Source organism: Plantibacter sp. VKM Ac-2885, assembly GCF_015351205.1.
GTDB classification, from domain to species: domain Bacteria; phylum Actinomycetota; class Actinomycetes; order Actinomycetales; family Microbacteriaceae; genus Plantibacter; species Plantibacter auratus.
The window spans coordinates 963,824-985,615 of the sequence record NZ_JADKSK010000001.1 but is presented as its reverse complement, the minus strand read 5'-3'; the positions used below and the strand labels follow the sequence as shown (position 1 = coordinate 985,615).

At 70.1% G+C, this 21,792-nt stretch carries 19 protein-coding genes; 14 read left to right on the top strand and 5 right to left on the bottom strand.

Features of this window, described 5'->3' with window-relative positions; genetic code table 11:
• Nucleotides 1-36 precede the first annotated feature (36 nt).
• The 12 genes from ITJ66_RS04825 (at nt 37) to ITJ66_RS04770 (ending at nt 12,897) form a co-directional block, all read left to right on the top strand.
• The gene (locus ITJ66_RS04825; protein WP_194643781.1) at nt 37-1,098 is read left to right on the top strand and encodes an aliphatic sulfonate ABC transporter substrate-binding protein; all 1,062 of its coding nucleotides are present in this window, start codon (nt 37-39) and stop codon (nt 1,096-1,098) included.
• A 45-nt stretch (nt 1,099-1,143) separates the two neighbouring features.
• Nucleotides 1,144-2,007 carry an ABC transporter permease gene (locus ITJ66_RS04820; protein WP_194643779.1) on the top strand — a complete coding sequence of 288 codons (864 nt, stop codon included), beginning with the start codon at nt 1,144-1,146 and terminating at the stop codon, nt 2,005-2,007.
• A gap of 161 nt (nt 2,008-2,168) precedes the next feature.
• Nucleotides 2,169-3,602: a DUF6421 family protein gene (locus ITJ66_RS04815; protein WP_086473067.1), complete on the top strand. Its 1,434-nt coding sequence runs from the start codon at nt 2,169-2,171 to the stop codon at nt 3,600-3,602.
• A 134-nt stretch (nt 3,603-3,736) separates the two neighbouring features.
• A complete protein-coding gene (locus ITJ66_RS04810) occupies nt 3,737-5,140 on the top strand; it encodes a sensor histidine kinase (RefSeq protein ID WP_194643777.1) in 1,404 nt (467 codons plus the stop codon).
• Nucleotides 5,137-5,844, top strand: coding sequence for a response regulator transcription factor (locus ITJ66_RS04805; protein WP_192018828.1), 708 nt, complete (start codon nt 5,137-5,139; stop codon nt 5,842-5,844). Before ITJ66_RS04810 ends, ITJ66_RS04805 begins: the two co-directional genes overlap by 4 nt.
• A gap of 63 nt (nt 5,845-5,907) precedes the next feature.
• On the top strand, nt 5,908-6,912 hold the full coding sequence (locus tag ITJ66_RS04800; RefSeq protein ID WP_191940431.1) for an aldo/keto reductase family protein: 1,005 nt from the start codon (nt 5,908-5,910) through the stop codon (nt 6,910-6,912).
• A gap of 187 nt (nt 6,913-7,099) precedes the next feature.
• Nucleotides 7,100-7,984 (top strand): ABC transporter ATP-binding protein, encoded by an 885-nt coding sequence (locus tag ITJ66_RS04795; RefSeq protein WP_192018829.1) that lies wholly within the window; start codon nt 7,100-7,102, stop codon nt 7,982-7,984.
• The gene (locus tag ITJ66_RS04790; protein WP_370582570.1) at nt 7,981-9,132 is read left to right on the top strand and encodes an ABC transporter permease; all 1,152 of its coding nucleotides are present in this window, start codon (nt 7,981-7,983) and stop codon (nt 9,130-9,132) included. The genes ITJ66_RS04795 and ITJ66_RS04790 overlap by 4 nt, the downstream gene beginning before the upstream one ends.
• Nucleotides 9,129-9,566 (top strand): hypothetical protein, encoded by a 438-nt coding sequence (locus tag ITJ66_RS04785; protein ID WP_079704981.1) that lies wholly within the window; start codon nt 9,129-9,131, stop codon nt 9,564-9,566. Before ITJ66_RS04790 ends, ITJ66_RS04785 begins: the two co-directional genes overlap by 4 nt.
• 161 nt (nt 9,567-9,727) lie before the next feature.
• Complete coding sequence (locus ITJ66_RS04780; RefSeq protein WP_192018830.1) at nt 9,728-10,837, top strand: low specificity L-threonine aldolase; 1,110 nt, start codon at nt 9,728-9,730, stop codon at nt 10,835-10,837.
• 92 nt (nt 10,838-10,929) lie between these two features.
• Nucleotides 10,930-12,375 carry a threonine synthase gene (thrC, locus tag ITJ66_RS04775; protein ID WP_194643775.1) on the top strand — a complete coding sequence of 482 codons (1,446 nt, stop codon included), beginning with the start codon at nt 10,930-10,932 and terminating at the stop codon, nt 12,373-12,375.
• Nucleotides 12,376-12,552: 177 nt separating this feature from the next.
• The gene (locus ITJ66_RS04770) at nt 12,553-12,897 is read left to right on the top strand and encodes a hypothetical protein (protein ID WP_194643773.1); all 345 of its coding nucleotides are present in this window, start codon (nt 12,553-12,555) and stop codon (nt 12,895-12,897) included.
• Between the two features lie 246 nt (nt 12,898-13,143).
• Here ITJ66_RS04770 and ITJ66_RS04765 read toward each other — a convergent pair whose 3' ends face one another.
• Nucleotides 13,144-14,085 (bottom strand): NADP-dependent oxidoreductase, encoded by a 942-nt coding sequence (locus ITJ66_RS04765; protein ID WP_194643771.1) that lies wholly within the window; start codon nt 14,083-14,085, stop codon nt 13,144-13,146.
• A 174-nt stretch (nt 14,086-14,259) separates the two neighbouring features.
• On the opposite strand from ITJ66_RS04765, the gene acs reads away from it, so the two are divergent.
• Both acs and ITJ66_RS04755 read left to right on the top strand, forming a co-directional pair.
• On the top strand, nt 14,260-16,356 hold the full coding sequence (gene acs, locus ITJ66_RS04760) for an acetate--CoA ligase (RefSeq protein WP_194643769.1): 2,097 nt from the start codon (nt 14,260-14,262) through the stop codon (nt 16,354-16,356).
• Nucleotides 16,357-16,436: 80 nt separating this feature from the next.
• On the top strand, nt 16,437-17,018 hold the full coding sequence (locus ITJ66_RS04755; protein WP_191940425.1) for a nitroreductase family protein: 582 nt from the start codon (nt 16,437-16,439) through the stop codon (nt 17,016-17,018).
• 166 nt (nt 17,019-17,184) lie between these two features.
• On the opposite strand, the gene ITJ66_RS04750 is transcribed toward ITJ66_RS04755, so the two are convergent.
• The 4 genes from ITJ66_RS04750 to ITJ66_RS04735 form a co-directional block, all read right to left on the bottom strand.
• Nucleotides 17,185-17,838: a DUF1345 domain-containing protein gene (locus tag ITJ66_RS04750; RefSeq protein ID WP_274499325.1), complete on the bottom strand. Its 654-nt coding sequence runs from the start codon at nt 17,836-17,838 to the stop codon at nt 17,185-17,187.
• Between the two features lie 60 nt (nt 17,839-17,898).
• On the bottom strand, nt 17,899-18,318 hold the full coding sequence (locus ITJ66_RS04745; protein WP_194643767.1) for a hypothetical protein: 420 nt from the start codon (nt 18,316-18,318) through the stop codon (nt 17,899-17,901).
• Between the two features lie 87 nt (nt 18,319-18,405).
• Nucleotides 18,406-19,383, bottom strand: coding sequence for a PrsW family glutamic-type intramembrane protease (locus ITJ66_RS04740; RefSeq protein ID WP_194643765.1), 978 nt, complete (start codon nt 19,381-19,383; stop codon nt 18,406-18,408).
• Between the two features lie 223 nt (nt 19,384-19,606).
• Nucleotides 19,607-21,769 (bottom strand): ATP-dependent Clp protease ATP-binding subunit, encoded by a 2,163-nt coding sequence (locus ITJ66_RS04735; RefSeq protein ID WP_194643763.1) that lies wholly within the window; start codon nt 21,767-21,769, stop codon nt 19,607-19,609.
• Nucleotides 21,770-21,792: the final 23 nt, after the last annotated feature.

The window sequence follows — 21,792 nt, the reverse complement described above, 5'->3', positions numbered from 1 at the left end:
CGTCATCCCGCACCGATCCACAGCAAGGACCAACGCATGACCTCACGACGCCGCTTCACCACCTCCCGCGCCGGGCGCGTGGCCCTCGTCGCCGCGACCGCCGCCGCAGCACTCCTCCTCAGCGGCTGCGTCGCGGGCGAGAACGCTCCTGCGGCCGGCGGCGACAGCACCGCCGGCACCACCGAGGGCGGCACGCTCAACATCGACTTCGCGACCTACAACCCGCTCTCCCTCATCATCAAGGACCAAGGCTGGCTCGAGGACGCACTCGACGACCAGGACATCACCGTCAACTGGGTCCAGTCGGCCGGCTCCAACAAGGCGAACGAGGCGCTGCGGGCCGACGCGATCGACGTCGGGTCCACCGCCGGGTCCGCCGCGCTCCTGAACCGGGCGAACGGATCGGCCATCCAGGCGATCGACGTCTTCTCGCAGCCCGAGTGGTCGGCGATCGTCGTCGGCCAGGGCTCGACGATCACGGACGTCGCCGAACTCAAGGGCAAGAAGGTCGCCGCGACGAAGGGCACCGACCCCTACTTCTTCCTCCTGCAGGCACTGGAGGAGGCCGGCCTGTCCGCCTCCGACGTCACGATCGAGAACCTCCAGCATGCCGACGGCTGGGCGGCCCTGCAGAACGGCTCCGTCGACGCTTGGGCCGGTCTCGACCCGATCATGGCCGGCGCCGAAGAGGCGGGCGCGAAGCTCATCTACCGCAACGTCGACTTCAACAGCTACGGCATCCTGGCCGCGACCGAGTCCTTCATCGACGAGCGTCCGGACGTCGCGCAGACCGTCGTGAACGCCTATGAGCACGCTCGTGAATGGGCTGCGTCGAACCCCGACGAGACGGCGCAGATCCTCGCGGACGCCGCTGGCCTCGACCTCGCCGTGGCGACGAAGGTGATCACGGAGCGCTCGAACCTCGACGTCGACCCGGCCCCGGGCAAGGCGCAGGAGCAGGTCCTGTCGATCATCGGCCCGATCTTCGTGGAGTCCGGCGACGTGTCGTCGCAGGACAAGGTCGACGACGCCCTGGCCGACCTCTTCAACCCGAGCTTCGTGGACGACGCGGACCCGTCCGCCATCGGCGCGAAGTAGTCCGGCACCCTCCCAACCTCGGTCCCTGAGCCTGTCGAAGGGCCCATGACCCCGTCCCGAGAGGCTCCCGTGAGCGACCAACCCGGTCTCGGCACCACCGCAGCCGCGGGTGCCCAGGCGACCCAGTCCGGCCGCGAAGCGCGCGCCGTCCTCGGGTCCCGCAGGATCGTCGTCGTCCTCGGCGGCTTCCTCGTCCCCGTCGTCATCCTCGGGGCGTGGCAGCTCGTCACCGCGTTCGGCCTCGTCCCGGCCTCGCAACTCCCGGCACCGGCCGAGGTCTGGGCGGCCGGCGTGGATCTCGCGCAACGCGGCTGGCTGCAGCAGGACGTCGCCATCTCGGTACAGCGGGTCCTCATCGGCTTCCTCATCGGTGCTGTCCTCGGCCTCGTCCTCGGCGCGGTCGTGGGGCTCTCGCGCCTCGGCGACATCCTGCTGTCGACGACCTTCGCGGCGATCCGCGCCGTCCCGTCGCTCGCGTGGGTACCGCTGCTCATCCTCTGGCTGAAGATCGGTGAGGAGTCGAAGATCACGCTCATCGCGATCGGCGCGTTCTTCCCGGTGTACACGACGGTCTCCGCCGCGCTCCGCCACGTCGACAAGCACCTGGTCGAGGCCGGCCGCGCGTTCGGCCTGAACGGTGTCGCGTTGTTCCGGACGGTGCAGCTGCCCGCCGTGACGCCCTCGGTCGTCTCCGGCCTCCGGCTCGCGCTGGCGCAGTCGTGGCTGTTCCTCGTGGCGGCGGAGCTCATCGCCTCGTCCATGGGACTCGGATTCCGCCTGGTGGACTCGCAGAACAACGGCCGGGTCGACCGCATCTTCTTCGTCATCATCGTGCTCGCGCTGCTCGGCGCGATCACCGATGCGCTCGTCGGTGTCCTCGACCGCTGGATCAAGCGCCGCTGGGGGTAGCAGCCCGCCGAGGCCGACCGTGCAGTTCCCCAGCGCGAACGGCCGAATGTTGCAGCGAAGTCGCTCCTGACGCAAGAAATCCGCACCCCTTCCGCCCCTACGCTCGAAGGAATCGCCACCCACCCCGGGTGACGCCCTGTACACGCGGAAGGAGGTTCACCATGTCGAACGTCGCCACCACCCACACGAAGAGCATCGTCGGAGAGCCGGAGGTCGTCGAAGACGCCGCCGCCCTCGTCGGGCACCCGGCCTGGACGGACCTCAAGGCTGCCGCGACCGCGCTGCAGGCCGTCCAGGTGAAGGACGGCTCGATCCCCGAGGCGAGCGACCACGGGCCGGCGGCAGGGCACGTCGCCACGATCGTCGCGAGCGTCCGCACCCTCGCTCCGAACTTCCCGCACGACGCCGAGTACCTCGACGCCCTCGTCGCCGACTTCGACCGCTGGGAGCGCGACGGGTTCGGCGTCCCGGACTTCCTCGACTCGCTCGTCGCCTTCCACCCCGAGCGGCATCGCGTGGACGGCCTGGGACACCTCGTCGTGTTCCCGATGGTCACGCAGAACGGTTCGACCGACCGCCACATCGAGGCCGTGCTCGTCGAGGTCATCTGGCCCGAGTTCATCGCCGCGCTCGAGGCCGGCGACTACACGAACGCGCTCTTCGTACCGATCCGCTTCCTCGACTTCACGCCGGGGTACGACACGAACTCAGCGGTCCTCTTCCCCGAGACGGTCGCGATGCGCGCTATCCCGGCGTTCACCTGGGGCGCGATCTTCCAGGACCGCGAGGCGGCCCGGTACCGTCGGGTCGTCCGAGCCGCTGCCGAGATCACCAAGCTGGAGCTCCCGGCCGACGCCGCGTCCCTCCTGGACGACCAGCAGCTGGCCGAGGAGACCTTCGTCATGTGGGACCTCATCCACGACCGCACGCACATGCGCGGTGACCTCCCGTTCGACCCGTTCATGATCAAGCAGCGGATGCCGTTCTTCCTGTACTCCCTCGAGGAGCTCCGATGCGACCTCACGGCGTTCCGCGAGTCGGTCCGGCTGGAGCGCACGCTGACGACCCGCGCAGAGACCGAGGCGCTCGATGCGGCGGAGGCCGCGATCCTCGAGCACGCGAAGCTCGTGCAGTACGCGATCATCTTCGACCGCATCTTCCGGTTCGCCATCACCGGCTCGCGCGTCCGGAACTACGACGGCGTCGGCGGCCAGCTGCTCTTCGCGTGGATGCACCAGCACGGCGTGCTGCACTGGACCGACACCAGGCTCACGATCGACTGGGACGAGGTCCCCGACGTGGTCGTGCGGCTCGGCGAGAGCATCGACGAGCTGTACTGGCGATCGATCGACCGTCCGAAGACCGCGCACTGGCTCGCCGCGTACGAGCTCGTCCGGACGACGCTGACGCCGCACCCCGCATCGCAGTGGGCGCGTGGGCTGTCCGACGAGATCCTGAGCGGACCGCCGCGTGGACTCACCGACGCGGTCCTCGACGACGAGTTCCCCCTGTCGATGTTCTATGAGGCGCTCGGCAAGAAGATGGCGGACGTCATCACGTCGACCGCCGGGATCACGGGGCGATCCGCGGCCTGACCCGACCGTGCCGCGGAGGAGCCCGGAGCAGCACTCTCCTGAGTGCCGCTCCGGGCTCTTGTTCGCGCGCCGGGCCGCCGCGCTCCGTCGCTCGACGGATGTCCCCGGCGGGGCGTCGCGCTAGCGTGGACGGCATGAGCGAGCCCGCCGTCGACCAGCAGGAGGACCGCCCGGTCGACCCCTACGACGCCGAGTGGCGGCGTCCGGCCGCGACGCCGTCGGAACAGCGATCCGACATCATCCTCGCCATCGCCCTCGGCGTCGGTACCCTCCTCAGCCTCACGCTGTACACGATCGCCGGGTTCTACCCCGAGCCCGCACCGATGTGGGCGTCCGTCCTCTGGGCGATCGGCATCACCGCGCCGCTCGCGTTCCGCCGCCGCTTCCCGTGCTCCGTCTCGATCGTCGTCGCCGTCATGTTCATCGTGGGCGGCACGGTGCTCGTACCCGAGGTCCTCTTCACGAACATCGCCCTGTTCCTCGCGATCTACACGGTCGGGGCATGGGTTCCGAACCGACGTCGCGCTGCGCTCGTCCGCGTGCTCATCATCGTCGCCATGTTCGTCTGGCTGCTCGTCTCCATGTTCATCCAGGCGACCGACCCCGACGCGCTGCCCAGCCTCTCCCGGGTGGGGCTCTTCTCGCCCCTCGTGGCGTTCATCCTCATCCAGATCCTGACGAACATCCTCTACTTCGGAGCCGCGTACTTCTTCGGCGAGCGCGTGTACCAGTCCTCCCGGGAACGGGCGGCGCTCGAGCAGCGCACGGCCGAGCTCGAAGCGGAGCGCGCCCGGTCCGCCCGCCAGGCGGTCGCCCTCGAGCGGGTGCGGATCGCGCGCGAGCTGCACGACGTCGTCGCCCACCACGTCTCGGTCATGGGGGTCCAGGCCGGCGCCGCGCGCACCGTGCTCGATGCCGACCCGGCCGCCGCGCGGGATGCGCTCACGAACGTCGAGCTCGGCGCACGGAGCGCGATCGACGAGCTGCGCAAGATGCTCGGCACCCTCCGCGCGCACGGCGAACCGACCGACGAGGAGAGCAGCCCGTCGACCGTCGGCGTCGGCCAGCTGGGCCGGCTCGCCGACGAGTCGACGGCGAACGGGCTGCCGACGAGGTTCGAACACGTGGGCACACCGGTCGCGATCCCGGCCGTCGTGTCGTTCAACCTGTACCGGATCGCGCAGGAGGCGCTCACGAACGCCCGCAAGTACGGCGGCACCACGGCGACGGCCGAACTCAGGCTCCGCTATCTGGACGACGCGGTCGAGCTCGAGGTCACGAACACGGGGACCGTCCCGACGGTGGCCCGGCGCGGCGGGCTCGGGCTCATCGGGATGCGGGAGCGCGTGGCGTCGTCCGGAGGCGTCCTCGAGGTCGGGGCCCGCGCCCGCGGCGGCTTCCTCGTGCGGGCCGCCATCCCGCTCGGCCGGCCGGGCGACCAGGCGATGGAGCCCGTCGCCGCGTCCATCGCCGACGCCCGCCTCGCCTCCTCCGCCGCAGGACGACCCCACACCACCACGACGAAGGACCAGGCATGACCGAGCAGCCCACCCGCATCCTCCTCGTCGACGACCAGGAGCTGCTGCGCGCCGGCTTCCGCATCATCCTGGGCTCCCAGCCCGGGATCGAGATCGTCGGTGAGGCGTCGGACGGCGCCGAGGCCGTCGCGCTGGCGACGACGCTCGCGCCGGACGTGATCTGCATGGACGTCCAGATGCCGGGCATGGACGGCCTCGAGGCCACCCGTCGGATCGTCGCGGATCCGGACACCAACGCCGCCGTCCTCATCCTCACCACCTTCGACCGCGACGACTACCTGGCCGAGGCGCTCCGGGCCGGTGCGAGCGGGTTCCTCCTGAAGAACTCCTCGCCGGAGGAACTCGTCGCCGCGGTCTCGGTGATCGCGGGCGGGGAGGCGCTCCTCTCTCCGGCGGTCACCCGCCGGGTCATCGAGGGGTTCACCCGGCAGGCCCCCGCCGTCGAGGACGCCGTGGAGGATCACACCGTCCCGGCCGGGCCGACGACCGGCGCCGACTACGACCAGCTGACGGAGCGCGAGCGGGAGGTCCTGCAGCTGGTCGCCCAGGGCCTGTCCAACCAGGAGATCGCGACCACGCTCTTCGTCGGCGAGGCGACCGTGAAGTCGCACGTCTCGAAGGTGCTGCAGAAGCTCGCCCTCCGTGATCGCATCCAGGCGGTCATCTACACCTACGAGCACGGGCTGGCGTCGCCGCGCAGCTGAGGGTTCGCTCCGTCTCCGCGCAACCCCGTCGGTCGGTCGGATGCGAGGAGTAGCGTGACGACCATGGAATTTCGATACCTCGGCAACAGCGGACTCAAGATCTCAGAGATCATCTTCGGCAACTGGCTGACCCACGCCTCGCAGGTGGAGAACGACGTCGCCACGGCGAGCGTTCGCGCCGCCCTCGACGCCGGCATCACCACCTTCGACACGGCCGACGCCTACGCGAACACGGCGGCTGAGCAGGTGCTCGGCGACGCCCTCAAGGACGAACGACGCGCGAGCCTGGAGATCTTCACGAAGGTCTACTGGCCCACCGGCCCGAAGGGGCACAACGACGTCGGGCTGTCGCGCAAGCACATCATGGAGTCGATCGACGGGTCGCTCACGCGTCTCGGCACCGACTACGTCGACCTGTACCAGGCCCACCGCTACGACAGCGAGACGCCCCTCGAGGAGACGATGCAGGCCTTCGCCGACGTCGTCCGGGCGGGCAAGGCGCTCTACATCGGCGTGAGCGAGTGGAACGCCGAGCAGCTGCGCGCCGGCCACGCCCTGTCCAAGGAGCTGGGCTTCCAGCTCATCTCGAACCAGCCGCAGTACTCGATGCTGTGGCGGGTCATCGAGGAGGAGGTCGTCCCCACCTCACGCGAACTCGGCATCTCCCAGATCGTCTGGTCGCCGGTGGCGCAGGGCGTCCTCAGCGGCAAGTACCTCCCGGGCGCAGAGCTCCCGCAGGGCAGCCGGGCCACCGACGAGAAGGGCGGCGCCGACACCATCAAGCGCTTCCTCGACGACGAGGTGCTCACGGCCGTCCAGCAGCTGAAGCCCATCGCCGACGAGCTCGACCTCACCATGGCGCAGCTGGCGCTCGCGTGGGTGCTGCACAACGACAACATCGCCGGTGCGATCGTCGGGGCTTCGCGTCCCGAGCAGGTCACCGCGAACGCCGCCGCGGCCGGTGTGAAGCTCGACGACACGGTCATCGCCCGCATCGACGAGGCCATCGGCTCCGTCGCCGAGACCGACCCCTCGAAGACGGTCTCCCCGGAGTCCCGCCCCGCCTGATCCAGCGCTCGGCTGGTCCACGACGCCCGGTATCCCCCACTCGACGGAGAAGGGGACCGGGCGTCGTCGCGTCAACCCGTCCTACGGCGGATGCCGGTGGCACACCACGCCGCGTAGCGTGATCGCCATACCGGGAGAACCCGACGCAGGACACTCGGTCCAGCACGCAGATCACAGGAGGCGGCCGATGCTCGAACTCAGCCACATCGACAAGTCGTACGGCGAGCGGAAGGTGCTCGACGACGTCAGCTTCCAGGTCGCCCCCGGCCGCATGACGGGGTTCGTCGGCGGGAACGGCGCCGGCAAGACGACGACGATGCGCATCCTGCTCGGTGTCCTCGCCGCGAACGCCGGAACCGTCACCCTCGACGGCACCCCGCTCACCCCGGAAGACCGCCGCCGGTTCGGCTACATGCCGGAGGAGCGCGGCCTCTACCCGAAGATGCGGGTCGAGGAACAGCTCGTCTACCTGGCCCGCCTCCACGGGTTCACGACCCACGCCGCCAAGCGCAACGCCGGCGAACTGCTCGAGCGCCTCGGCCTCGGCGAGCGCCGGAACGACGCCCTCGAGAGCCTGTCGCTCGGCAACCAGCAGCGGGCACAGATCGCCGCGGCGCTCGTCCACGACCCCGACGTCCTCGTACTCGACGAGCCGTTCTCCGGTCTCGACCCGATGGCGGTCGACGTGGTCGTCGGGGTGCTCAGCGAGTTCGCCGCAGACGGCTCCCCCGTCCTGTTCTCCAGTCACCAGCTCGACATCGTGGAGCGCCTCTGCGACGACCTCGTGATCATCGCCGGTGGCAGGATCCGCGCCTCCGGCTCGCGCGAGTCGCTCCGCGAAGCCCACGCCGGCAACCGCTACGAGCTGCTCAGCGCGGCCGACACCGGCTGGCTGCGCGAGCGTCCGGGGATCTCCGTCGTCGACTTCGACGGTGGCTACGCCCTCTTCGACGCCGACGACGCCCAGGCGGCGCAGGCCGTGCTCCGTGAGGCGCTGACCCAGGGCGACGTCACGAGCTTCGCCCCCCTCCGACCCACCCTCGCCCAGATCTTCAAGGAGGTCATCCAGTGACCACGGCAACCGAGTCCCCGATCCAGCCCGCCGGTCGTCGTCGCTCCGGCCCGGCCTCCCCCAGCCTCGTGCAGAGCATCGGTCTCGTCGCCGAGCGCGAGGTCAAGATGCGTCTGCGCAGCAAGACCTTCCTCATCTCGACGGGCATCCTGCTCCTCGTGATCCTCGCCGGTATCGTCGTCGGTGGGTTCCTCGCGAAGAACACCGCCTCGGAGACCACGAAGGTCGCGGTCGTCGGGAACGCGGGTGCGGGACTCGTCGACGGCAAGACCTTCGACGTGACCGAGGCGACCGACGTCGCCGCAGCTGAGGCCCTGGTGAAGTCGGGCGACGTCGAGGCGGCGATCGCACCGGCCACCGACGACAACCCCACCGGCGTCCAGGTGATCTTCGACTCCGAGGCCTCCAACACGCTCATCATGCAACTGAGCGCGCAGCCGCAGGTCACCATCCTCGATCCCGACGCGGACGGCTCCGCGGGCTTCCTGCTCTACATCGTGTCGCTCGGGTTCGGTCTCGTGTTCTTCGTCTCCGCCACCACCTTCGGGGCGTCGATCGCGCAGAGCGTCGTCGAGGAGAAGCAGACCCGCGTCGTCGAGATCCTCATGTCCGCCATCCCCGTGAAGGCGCTCCTCGCCGGCAAGGTGCTCGGCAACAGCATCCTGGCGTTCGGGCAGATCCTGGCGATCGCGGCGCTGTCGGTGATCGGGCTGACGGTGACGGGCCAGACCGAGCTGCTCGCCGGCCTCGGGACCCCGGTCGTCTGGTTCGTGGTGTTCTTCGTGCTCGGCTTCATCCTGCTGGCCGCACTGTTCGCCGCTGCCGGATCGCTGGTCTCACGTCAAGAGGACATCGGTTCGACGACGACCCCGATTACGATGCTGATCATGATCCCGTACTTCGCCGTCATCTTCTTCAACGACAACCCGGTGGTGATGACGATCATGTCCTACGTGCCGTTCTCGGCAGCCGTGGGCATGCCCGTCCGTCTCTTCGTCGGCTCGGCGCAGTGGTGGGAGCCGATCCTGTCCCTGCTGATCCTCGGGGTCACCGCGGCGCTCGTCATCCTCGTCGGCTCGCGGATCTACGAGAACTCGCTGCTGAAAATGGGTGGCCGGGTCAAGCTCTCGGAAGCGCTCAAGGCATGAGCGGGCTCGGCGGGATCGACGAGGTCTTCAACCCCGGTGCCTTCGAGGCCAAGCAGTTCCTCGACGCCGAGCAGCGCCTCCCCGCGCCGGCCCCGCTCGCGGGCGATCCGGCCGGCGACATCTACGGCGACGAGCCCATCGTGCTCGACCTCGTGGACGAGGATGAGGAGGACCAGGACGCCCGGCTGACGCCCGAGCAGGCCGCCGCGCTGGCGGCCGAACAGCCGGCTCAGCCCTCCGCCGAAGACGAGCAGCAGGCCGCCGTCGCCTCCTCGATCGCCGTGCACGCGCTCGCCTACGAGCACGCGCTCGCACAGGAGACCCCGGACGCGGAGCCGGAGCCCGGTGCGCACGCCGACGTCGACGCCGCGATCGACGCCGTGCCCGAGGAGGTCGTCCCCTCCTCCGACGGCCCCCGTCACGCCGCCGACTGACCCCGTCTCTCGGTTCACAATTCAGGAGCGCCTCGGCGCGTCCCCACCGACACGCAAGGTGCGGGGGCGCCACGCCCGGGCGCTCCTGAATTGTGAACATGCCCGACGGCGACCCGAGCACGCAAGAAGTCGGCCCGCGATGCACGGAAGCTGCGTGTGGCATGCGCGAGGATGGATCAGTGACCGACTCTCTGCATGACACCAGCATCCGCGGCTTCGCCTCCGACAACTACTCCGGCGTCCACCCCGAGATCCTCGACGCCCTCGCGGCGGCCAACGGTGGCCATCAGATCGCGTACGGCGAGGACGACTACACCCGTCGACTGCACGAGGTCTTCGCCGATCACTTCGGCCGCGACGTCGCCGTGTTCCCCGTCTTCAACGGCACCGGCGCGAACGTCGTCGGCCTGCAGTCCATGCTCCCGCGCTGGGGTGCCGTCATCTCGGCGTCGACCGCGCACATCAACTCCGACGAGGGCGGCGCGCCCGAGCGGGTCGGCGGCATCAAGCTCCTGACGGTCGACGCCCCCGACGGCAAGCTCACGCCCGACCTCATCGACCGCGAAGCGTGGGGCTGGGGCGACGAGCACCGTGCACAGCCGCTCGTCGTCTCGATCACGCAGACCACCGAGCTCGGCACCCTGTACACGCCCGAGGAGATCCGCGCGATCGCCGACCACGCGCACGGTCACGGCATGAAGCTGCACCTCGACGGCGCCCGCATCGCCAACGCCGCAGCAGCCCTCGGCGTCCCACTGCGCGCGTTCACCGCCGATGCCGGCGTCGACGTGCTGTCCTTCGGTGGGACGAAGAACGGACTCATGTTCGGCGAGGCCATCGTCGTGCTCGAACCGTCGGCATCGGAGGGCCTCGTCTACCTGCGGAAGCTCAACATGCAGCTGGCGTCGAAGATGCGCTTCGGTGCGGCGCAGCTCATCGCCCTGCTCGAGCCGGCGGCCGACGGTGGCGACGGGCTCTGGCTCCGCTCCGCGACCCACGCCAATGCGATGGCCGCGCGCCTCCGCACCTCCCTCGAGGCCCTCATCGCCGCCGGCGAGGCACCGGGACTCGGCTTCAGCCAGCCGACCCAGGCCAACGCGGTGTTCGCGACCCTGCCGGCGGGCGTCCCCGACCGCTTGCGGGAACGCTTCCGCTTCTACGACTGGGACGCGGCGAAGGGCGAGGTGCGCTGGATGTGCTCGTTCGACACCACGGAGGGCGACATCGACGCGTTCGTCGCCGCGATCCGCGAGGAACTCGCCCGCGCGTAGCGGCCGGTCACGATGACGGCGGGCCTCTGCGCGTCGACCCCCGATATGGCAAGGTTGGAGATCGGGCTTCCAACCGGATGAGAGAGACGGTCATGCACTATCAGTCGACGCGGGGCCACGATCTGCCCCAGCACTTCTCGGACATCCTCCTCGGCGGGCTCGCCCCGGACGGCGGCCTGTACCTCCCGGCGGAGTACCCGCAGCTGACCGCTGAGGAGCTCGAGTCGTGGCGCGAGCTGTCCTATGCCGACCTCGCGTTCGCCGTGCTGTCGAAGTTCGCCGACGACATCCCCGCCGCCGACCTCCAGGACATCACCCGTCGCACCTACACCGCCGAGGTGTACTCGAACGGCCGCGCCGGCGACGACGCCTCGCTCATCACCCCGCTGCGCGCCCTCGGCGAGGAGGGCGGCACCGAGCTGCAGCTCCTCGGCCTCTCGAACGGCCCGACGCTCGCCTTCAAGGACATGGCGATGCAGTTGCTCGGCAACCTCTTCGAGTACACGCTCGCGAAGAGCGGCGACGAGCTCAACATCCTCGGCGCGACGTCCGGCGACACCGGGAGCGCGGCCGAGCACGCCATGCGCGGCAAGACCGGCATCCGGGTCATCATGCTGAGCCCGCACGGCCGCATGAGCAGCTTCCAGCGTGCGCAGATGTTCAGCCTCCAGGACGACAACATCGTGAACCTCGCCGTCGAGGGCAACTTCGACGACTGCCAGGACATCGTGAAGGCCGTCTCGAAGGACGCTCCGTTCAAGGCACTCCACGCCGTCGGTACGGTCAACTCGATCAACTGGGCCCGCGTCGTCGCGCAGGTCGTGTACTACGTGCACGGCTGGCTGCTCGCGACCGACGGTCCGGGCCAGAAGGTGTCGTTCTCGGTGCCGTCAGGCAACTTCGGCAACGTCTGCGCCGGGCACATCGCCCGCTCCATGGGGCTCCCGATCGACCAGCTCGTCGTCGCGACGAACGAGAACGACGTCCTCGACGAGTTCTTCCGCACGGGCGTGTACCGCCCGCGCTCGGCGGCCGAGACACACCACACCTCCAGCCCGAGCATGGACATCTCGAAGGCGTCGAACTTCGAGCGCTTCCTCTACGACCTCGTCGGTCAGGACGCGACCCGCCTCGGTGAGCTGTTCCGGTCCCTCGACGAGGAGGGCGGGTTCGACCTCTCCGGGACGCCCGAGTTCGAGCGGATCAGCGAGTTCGGCTTCGTGTCCGGTCGCAGCACGCACGCCGACCGCGTCGCCACCATCCGCGATGTCCACGAGCGCTACGGCGTCACGATCGACCCGCACACCGCCGACGGCGTCACGGTCGCCCGTCGCCACCTGCGCGAGGGCGTCCCGATGCTCGTGCTCGAGACCGCGCTTCCGGCGAAGTTCGCCGAGATCGTCCGCGAGGCGCTCGGCGAGGAGCCGGAGCGTCCCGAGGCGTTCGAGGGCATCGAGGGGCTCGAGCAGCGCTTCGAGATCGTGCCGGCCGACGTCGACCGCATCAAGGCGATCATCGTGGAGCACACCGGCCGCTGACCCACCCCGGTCCCTGAGCCTGCCCTGGTCCCTGAGCCTGTCCCGGTCCCTGAGCCTGTCGAAGGGCACCGCGCTGTCGACACCGCGTCGGGTCCGGCGGGGAGCACGGAGGATAGGCGTCCGGCGTCCCTGAGCCAAGCCCCCGCGACGTCTCGGCGTCCGGCCTACGCTGCCGTCATGAGCAATCCCATGGATCCAGCAGCAACAGACGCCCAACGCGAAGCCCTCGCCCACGGCGGCCCGGGCGCCCAGGCACACGTGCCCGGCGAGGACCAGACCGACAGCTCGGTCGGCGGTGTCGTGCCCGACGGCGGTGCGGTCGACCGCTCGGCCGACGACGCGGCCCCCGGTGACGGCGGCCTGAGCAACGCCGGCGACGGCGTCGGTGGTGACGACGTCGTCGGCGACGCGGGTCTGGACGACGACTCGGACACCGAGGACGCCGTCGAGGACCTCGACGACCAGGACGACCTCGCCGACCGCGCTCCCGTCGGCGACAGCTTCGGCGAGGGCCCGGAGTAGCGCTCGGTCCCTGAGCCTGTCGAAGGGCGCTCGCGCTCAAGTCACCCCGGTCCCCGAGCCTGTCGAAGGGCACTCCCGCTCAAGTCGCTCCGGTCCCTGAGCCTGTCGAAGGGCGCTCCCGCCCGAGCCACCCCCGGTCCCTGAGCCTGTACGAAGGGCACTCCCGCCCCAGCCACCCCCGGTCCCTGAGCCTGTCGAAGGGCACTCCCGCCCGACCCCCCCGGCCCTGAGCCTGTCGAAGGGCGCTCAGGGGATGAGGATGAGCTTCCCGCTCGGGTGACCCGACTCGCTCTCGCGGTGCGCCTCGGCGGCCTCGGCGAGAGGCCGGACGGTGCCGAGCTCGAAGCTGAAGCGCCCCTGTTCGACGAGGGACGCGACCGCCGGGATCGCCTCCGCCCGCCAGGCCTGTTCCTGCGACGTGAGCGGGAGCGGGTTGCCGCCGGACCACGCTTGGATCCCGAGGCCGGCCGCCTTCGCACCGACGACGATCGTGCCGATGTGCTGCCGGTCCTCGACCAGCTCGAACGAGGCCTCGAGCGCCTCGTCGGTGCCGACGGCGTCGAGCACGCGGTCGACGCCCTGCGGGGCCGCCTCGCGCACGCGCTCGACGAGCCCGGGACCGTAGGTGACGGGGATCGCCCCGAGCTCCCGCAGGCGTGCGTGGTTCCCCTCGCTCGCGGTGGCGACGACGGTCGCTCCCCACGCCACGGCGAACTGCACGGCGGCGTGCCCCACCGAGCCCGATCCACCGTGGATCAGGAGGGTCGTCCCCTCGGTCACGCCGAGCGACCGGAGCGCCTGGTAGGCCGTGCTCACGGGGATGCCGATCGCCGCCGCCTCCTCGAAGGAGATGGCCGCCGGTTTGCGGATGATCTGGTCGGGCGTGACGACGACGTGGGTCGCGTACGTCCCGGAGGCGTTGACGACGACGACCTCGTCGCCGATCGACCAGCCCTCGACCCCGTCGCCGACCTCGACGACGACCCCGGCGCCGTCGCTCCCGACGCGTCGGGTGCCCTGCAGCTCGCCGCCGCGGACACCACTGCGGAGCTTCCAGTCGATCGGGTTCACGCCCGCGGCGCGCACCTCGACGACGAGTTCGCCGGGGCCCGCCTGAGGCGTCGGCACCTCGACGAGTTCGAGGACGTCGGCCGAGCCGAGCTCCTGGTACTGGATGACGGTCGCCATGTCGTTCCCTTCCCGAGATGCGCCTGCGCACCCCTGATCGACGTCCGCCACGCATCGCGGCGGCGGTTCGAGGCTACTCCCGACGCTACTCCACAGCCCCTCGGAACGTCCGGACCATGACGCCGCATGACCCGCGGATGGCACCGGCACCGGCCTCCCGCGTAGCGTTGCAGCATGCCTCCCACTGATGGATCGACGTCCGCAGCGCCCGCCGCCACGATCGCGAACCTCCTCGCCGAGACGCGCAGCTACGCCCCGCCGACCGACCTCGCCCAGACGGCGAACGTCGGCCCGGAGGAGTGGGCTCGCGCGGCCGCCGACCCGGTGGCGTTCTGGGAGGAGCAGGCCCGACGCCTCGACTGGGTCACCCCGTGGGAGACGGCGCACACCTGGGACCCGGCCCGGCCGGTCGAAGGGTCCGACCCATCGGACCCCGAGCCCGAACTCACCGTCCCCGCCGCCACCTGGTTCGCCGGGGGAACGCTCAACGTGGCGGTCAACTGTGTCGACCGGCACGTCGACGCCGGACGAGGCGACAAAGTGGCCCTCCACTTCGAGGGAGAGCCGGGCGACCGCCGCTCCATCACCTACGCCGAGTTGCAGCGCGAGGTCGCGAAGGCGGCCAACGCCCTGACGGCACTCGGCATCGGCCAGGGCGACCGCGTCGTCATCTACCTGCCGGTCATCCCCGAGACGGTCATCGCCACCCTCGCCGTCGCCCGCATCGGCGCCATCCACTCCCTCGTGTTCGGTGGGTTCTCGGCCGAGGCGCTGCGCTTCCGGGTGGAGGACACCGAGGCGAAGCTGCTCATCACCACCGACGGCCAGTACCGCCGGGGTACAGCCGTGCCGGTCAAGCAGAACGCCGACGCCGCCGTCGACGGCGTGCCGTCCGTCGAGCACGTACTCGTCGTCGCACGCACGGGCGACGAGACGCCGAACGTGCCCTGGACCCCCGGCCGCGACGTCTGGTGGCACGACACCGTGGGTGTCGCCGCCGACACCCACGAGCCCGAGGCGTTCGATGCGGAGAACCCGCTCTTCATCATCTACACGAGCGGCACCACCGGGAAGCCCAAGGGACTCGTCCACACGTCAGGCGGCTATCTCACGCAGGCGTCCTGGACCCATTGGGCGATCTTCGACGCCAAGGACGACGACGTCCACTGGTGCACCGCCGACCTCGCCTGGGTCACGGCACACACCTATGAGATCTACGGTCCGCTCTCGAACGGGCTCACCCAGGTGATCTACGAGGGCACGCCGAACACCCCGCACCAGGCGCGGCACTTCGAGATCATCGAGCGCTACGGCGTGACGACGTACTACACGGCGCCCACACTCATCCGGACCCTCATGACCTGGTTCCCCGAGGGGCCGCCCGCCGAGTACGACCTCTCGACCCTCCGGCTCCTCGGCACCGTCGGTGAGGCCATCAACCCCGAGGCCTGGATGTGGTTCCGCGAGCGCATCGGGCGCGGCGAGACCCCGGTCGTCGACACCTGGTGGCAGTCGGAGACGGGGTCGGCTGTCATCGCACCGCTCCCCGGCGCGACCACGATCAAGCCGGGTTCCGGCAGTCGCGCACTCCCCGGCCTGGAGGCGCTGGTCGTCGACGAGGACGGCGAGACGGTGCCGTACGGATCCGGCGGGTATCTGGTCGTCAGCCGCTTCGGACCGTCGCTCGCGCGCACCGTCTGGGGCAACCCGGAACGCTACCGCGATTCGTACTGGGCGAAGTACTGGAAGCAGGGCTACTTCTTCTCCGGCGACGGCGCGAAGTGGGACGAAGACGGCGACATCTGGGTCCTCGGGCGCGTCGACGACGTCATCAACGTCTCGGGCCATCGCCTGTCGACCATCGAGATCGAGTCGGCACTCGTGTCGCATCCCCACGTGGGCGAGGCCGGCGTGGTCGGCGTGCACGACCCGATCACGGGGAGCGCGATCGCCGCGTTCGTCATCCCGTCCTCGCGGTCCCACGGGCCCGAGGCCGACGGCGAGGCCTACTGGTTGGAGCGCTCTGCGGCACTCCGCGAGGCCCTGCGGTCCCACGTGGCGAACGAGATCGGCCCGATCGCGAAGCCCCGCGACGTCTTTGTGGTCCCAGACCTCCCGAAGACCCGCTCGGGGAAGATCATGCGGCGTCTGCTCGGCGACATCGTCGACCAGCGGCCCCTCGGCGACACGACGTCACTGCAAGACGAAGCGGCCCCGCACCGGATCGCCGAGATCGTCACGGCTGCACGGACCCCTCAAGCCCGGGAATAGCGCCCCGATCGATGCAGTTGCATCCATCGTCAACGGCGACGCAACCTCTGTCCACTTCCCTTGTTTCGCTTGGAGACCGCATGTCCATCGTCACCCGTACCGCCCAGACCGACGCCCCCATCCTCGACGTCCTCGCCGACCGCTGGAGCCCCCGCGCCTTCGTGAGCGAGCCCGTCGCCGCCGCGAAGATGGCCTCGGCCCTCGAAGCCGCGCGTTGGTCGCCGAGCGCCAACAACGTGCAGCCCTGGCGGTTCATCGTCGGCACCAAGGGGACCGCCACGTTCGACACGATCGCTGAGCAGCTGGTGGCCTTCAACCGCGGATGGGCCGCTCAGGCCGGCGCGCTCATCGTCGCCGTCGCCGAGACCCTCGACGACGAGGGCAACGAGCGTCCCTGGGCCATCTACGACCTCGGCCAGGCGATGGCGCACCTGAGCATCCAGGCCCACAGCGACGGTCTCTTCGCGCACCAGATGGCCGGCTTCTCCGCCGACGGCATCCGGGAGGCGTTCTCACTGCCGGACGGCCTCGTGCCGTTCACCGTCACCGCGCTCGGCGAGCTCGGCGACCCCGAGCTCCTGCCCGAGGGCATGCTCCGCGACCGCGAGACCGCTCCGCGTGAGCGTCGTCCCCTCGCCGACCTCGTGATCGTCCAGGAGTAGTCCGCTCGGTTCCTGCACCACCACGCTGCGCAGTCCGGTCCGCCGGGCTGCGCAGTCGTGGTTTCGGGGCTCACCGTCGTCGTAACCGGTCTCTGAGCACCATCCCCGGCCCCTGCCCTTCGACAGGCTCAGGAACCGCCTGCCGAAGGGCGCGTCCGTGGCGCCCCTACAGCCCCGCGACGAGGTTGATGACGGTCGCCAGGATCACGGAGCCGAAGAGGTACGACAGCAGGGTGTGCTTGAGGACGGTGCGGCGCAGCTCGCTGGACCGCAGCGTCGTGTCGGAGACCTGGTAGGTCATGCCGAGGTCGAACGAGAGGTAGGCGAAGTCGCTGTACTGCGGCGCCTCCTCCTGGTTGAAGTCGATACCGCCCTCCGGCGCCGCGAAGTACATGCGCGCGTACCGCAGCGTGTAGATCGTGTGGATGAGCGCCCAGGAGAGCGCCACGCTCACGACCGCGAAGCCGGCGAGCACGCCCTGCTCGACCCCGGAGGATGCCCTCGCCTGCAGGATGACGACACTCAGGGCCACGAGGCTCCCGACGCTCGCGAGCACGATGAGCACCTCACTCGTCGTCCGCCCGGGCTCCTCCGAGGTCGCGTGTTCGCGCGTCCGCTCCGGACCCATCCGCCAGATGCGGATCCAGAGGGAACCGACGAAGACCACGCATGTGGTCCCCCAGCCGGCGAGGATCGCACCCGCCCAGAACCAGTTCAGGCCGACGATCACCCCCACGGCGACACCGATGAGGGCGGAGACGGTCAACCGGAGCTTCGCGCCGTGCCGCACCATGATCGTTCCGGACGTCGATGAGCTCACGAGCTGATCGTGGCACCGTCCGTGGAGCGCATGACGCAGGCTCGCGGCCGACGCCGCACCTCACACCGCTTCGACGAACAGCTCCTCCAACTCGGCGAAGACGCCGACGGCGAGGCGCTCGAACTGCTCGGCGCTCAGCAGGATCGTCTCGCCCGGGACGAGGCCGGTGAACGACATCTCCTCGGAGTACTGCAGGACGGTCCCCACCGTGAACACCCGGTCGTGGTCGAGGACCGACGCGACGATGAGTTCGAGCTCGTTGAGGGCCCCGGGACCTTTTCCGAGCACCGAGCGCACCCGGTGGACGAACGGCCGGTCGAGCACGAGGGTGAGGCCGGTGAAGAACTCGGGGTCGACCACGGCGAGTGCTGCGGGGTCCGCTCCGGCTTCGGCCAGCGTCTCGCGTCCGGCGACAAGCGCGGCGATCATCGTCTTCGCCTGGTCGACCTCTCGCTGTTCGAAGGTCTTGCGTCCCAGCATGGGTGTCTCCTCGGCGTCGCGGATCGGGTGCGCTTCACGCTACTCCCCGGCACGCCCGGATCACAGCAGGCCTCGCGCGTCCGGTGGTCAGGCCTGCTTCCGCTCGCGACGCGGGACGTGGAGCGACACGACGCCGGCGTCGCGGTTGATGCGACGGACCCGCGCCCGCCAGATGAGCGCGAATGCGACGACGAGCACGACCATGGCCGGCACCACGAGCGCCTTGAGCACCGGCATGCTCGGGAACAGCAGCCCCCAGAGCACGGTGTTGCCGTCCCAGAGGCCGTGCATGACCGCGACGAGCAGGTAGGTCAGGAGCACGCCCACGGTGATCCGGAACCGACCGTTGCGTGCAGCCGCGAACACGGCCGCGGCGAACAGCGCCGTCCACAGTGGGTGTCCGACCGGGTCGAAGACGGTCCGGGCGAATGCGGCCCCGGCCGCTTGGAACGCCGGGTGCGAGAGGATCGTCTCGAGTGGTGGCGAACCGGCGGCGAGCTTCTGGGAGGCCTCGACCCCGTTCGCCCACCCTTGCCCGATGTACCAGAGGTTCTCGAGGACGGCGAAGCCGATCCCAACAGCGCCGCCGACGAAGAGCCCGCCCCGGGCGGTCTTCACCGGCAGCCGCCACGCCACGATCACGACGGCGATGATCTTCGCGAGTTCCTCGGCGACCCCGGCGAAGAACAGCCCGATGTCGTGCGGGTTCTCGCCGGCATCGGTCGCGGCGACGCCGATGAGGGAGTCGAAGGTGCTGCCGAGCGTGATGGCGATGAAACCTCCGACCAGCACCGCCCAGAGGAGCGTCGCCGTCGTGACGCCGTCGCCCGACTGGAGACGTCGGGCCATGATGAGCAGCAGGGTGGACGCGGCAAGACCTGAGCCGAGCAGGATCCACGCGGGGATCACCGCCGGGTTGCCGAGGAGCACGTGCGGCACCAGCAGCAGGAACAGCCAGAGCGCCAGGCCACCGAAGAAGAACCAGGCGGGGGCGTGTGCGTGACGCCAGAGGGGCACGGCGGTGTCGCTGGTCTCAGGCGTCGTGCTCGGGGCTGCGTGTGACATCGGATCCTCTCAGGGCACGCCGATCGGGCCCACCGCGAGGATCACGCTAGTGCGCGGCATCCGTCGCGCACCAGGGGTTTCCTCGCCCACTCGGGGGTCACGGCCAGCGCGGTGCTGTCGCGCGAGCGCGGGGCACACGCGTGAGCGCGCCCCTCCGGAGGGGCGCGCTCACATCGGTGGGTCGCGCTCGGGTCAGCGCACCGCGCTGGCCGCAAGCAGCCGGCTAGGCCGGGACCACCGCTCGCTCGACCGTGAGGCCGTCGCCGTCGCTCGCGAGCCCGACGTGGACGGTGTCGCCGTCGCGGATCGAGCCGTCGAGGATCGCCCGCGCGAGGCGGTCGTCGATCTCCCGCTGCATGAGTCGACGCAGCGGACGCGCGCCGTACATGGGGTCGTATCCGCGCTCCGCGAGCCACGCGCGGGCGTCGGGCGTGACGGCGAGGTGGAGCCGACGCTCACCCAGTCGACGCTGCAGGCGGTCGATGTACAGCTCGACGATCTGGCCGAGCTCCGCCTCGCTGAGCGGCTGGAACACGACGATGTCGTCGAGACGGTTGATGAACTCCGGCTTGAAGGCCTGGCGCACGAGCTGCTGGACCGCCTCCTCCTTCTGCTCGAGGGAGAGTGAGGCGTCCATCAGGTACTGCGAGCCGAGGTTGGAGGTCAGCACGAGGATGACGTTCCGGAAGTCGACCGTGCGCCCCTGTCCGTCGGTCAGACGACCGTCGTCGAGCACCTGCAGGAGGATGTCGAACACCTCGGGGTGCGCCTTCTCGACCTCGTCGAGCAGCACGACGGAGTACGGGCGTCGACGAACGGCCTCGGTGAGCTGCCCGCCCTGCTCGTAGCCGACGTACCCCGGAGGTGCACCGACGAGCCGGGAGACCGAGTGCTTCTCCCCGTACTCGGACATGTCGATGCGGACCATGGCCTTCTCGTCGTCGAAGAGGAACTCGGCGAGCGCCTTCGCCAGCTCGGTCTTGCCGACGCCGGTGGGGCCGAGGAACATGAACGAGCCCGTCGGGCGGTCGGGGTCGGAGATGCCGGCCCGGGTGCGCCGGACGGCGTCGGACACGGCGGCGACCGCACGGTGCTGCCCAATGAGACGGCGGGACAGCTCCTGCTCGAGGTGCAGCAGCTTCTCCGTCTCGCCCTGCAACAGGCGACCGACGGGGATGCCGGTCCACGCGGCGATCACGGCGGCGATGTCCTCGGCGGTCACCTGGTCGTTGACCATCCGGGGTTCGCCGTCGGTATCCTGCTCGGCCGACTCCGCGAGCGCGAGTTCGCGTTCGAGCTGCGGGATGTCGGCGTAGAGGAGCTTGGACGCCTGTTCGAGCTTGCCCTCGCGCTGGGCGCGTTCAGCCTTGCTCCGGGCGGCGTCGAGCTGCTTCTTGAGGTCGCCGACGCGGTTGAGGCTCGCGCGCTCGCGCTCCCAGCGCGCCTGCAGTTCGCCGAGCGCGGCCTGGCGGGTCGCGAGGTCCTCCCGGAGGCGGGCGAGGCGCTCCTTCGAGGCGTCGTCCTTCTCCTTCTTGAGGGCGAGCTCCTCGAGCTTCAGGCGGTCGACGCTGCGTCGGAGTTCGTCGATCTCGACGGGGGCCGAGTCGATCTCCATGCGCAGTCGGCTGGCCGCCTCGTCGATGAGGTCGATCGCCTTGTCGGGCAGCTGCCGCGACGTGATGTAGCGGTTGGACAGGGCGGCCGCCGCGACGAGCGCGTTGTCGGCGATGGCCACCTTGTGGTGCGCCTCGTACCGCTCCTTGAGGCCACGGAGGATGGCGACCGTGTCCTCGACGCTCGGCTCCCCCACGAACACCTGCTGGAAGCGACGCTCCATGGCGGCGTCCTTCTCGATGAACTCGCGGTACTCGTCGAGCGTGGTCGCGCCGATCAGCCGCAGCTCGCCGCGGGCGAGCATGGGCTTCAGCATGTTGGCCGCCGCGACGGACCCCTCTCCGCCGCCGGCACCCATGAGCACGTGCAGCTCGTCGATGAAGGTGATGATCTGTCCGTCGGACTCGTCGATCTCCTTGAGCACCGCCTTGAGGCGTTCCTCGAACTGCCCGCGGTACATGGCACCCGCCACGAGCGCGGAGAGGTCGAGGGAGATGAGCTGCTTGCCCTTGAGGCTCTCGGCGACGTCGCCCGCGACGATGCGCTGGGCGAGACCTTCGACGACGGCGGTCTTGCCGACACCGGGCTCGCCGATGAGGACGGGGTTGTTCTTGGTGCGTCGCGTGAGCACCTGGCTCACGCGACGGATCTCGGCGTCGCGGCCGATGACCGGATCGAGCTTGCCGGAGGCGGCGATCTCGGTCAGGTTGACGCCGTACTGCTCGAGCGCACTGCGCTGATCCTCTTGCTGAGGCGCCTGGCCTGCTGGCATGGGTACGGTCTCCTGTTCAAAAC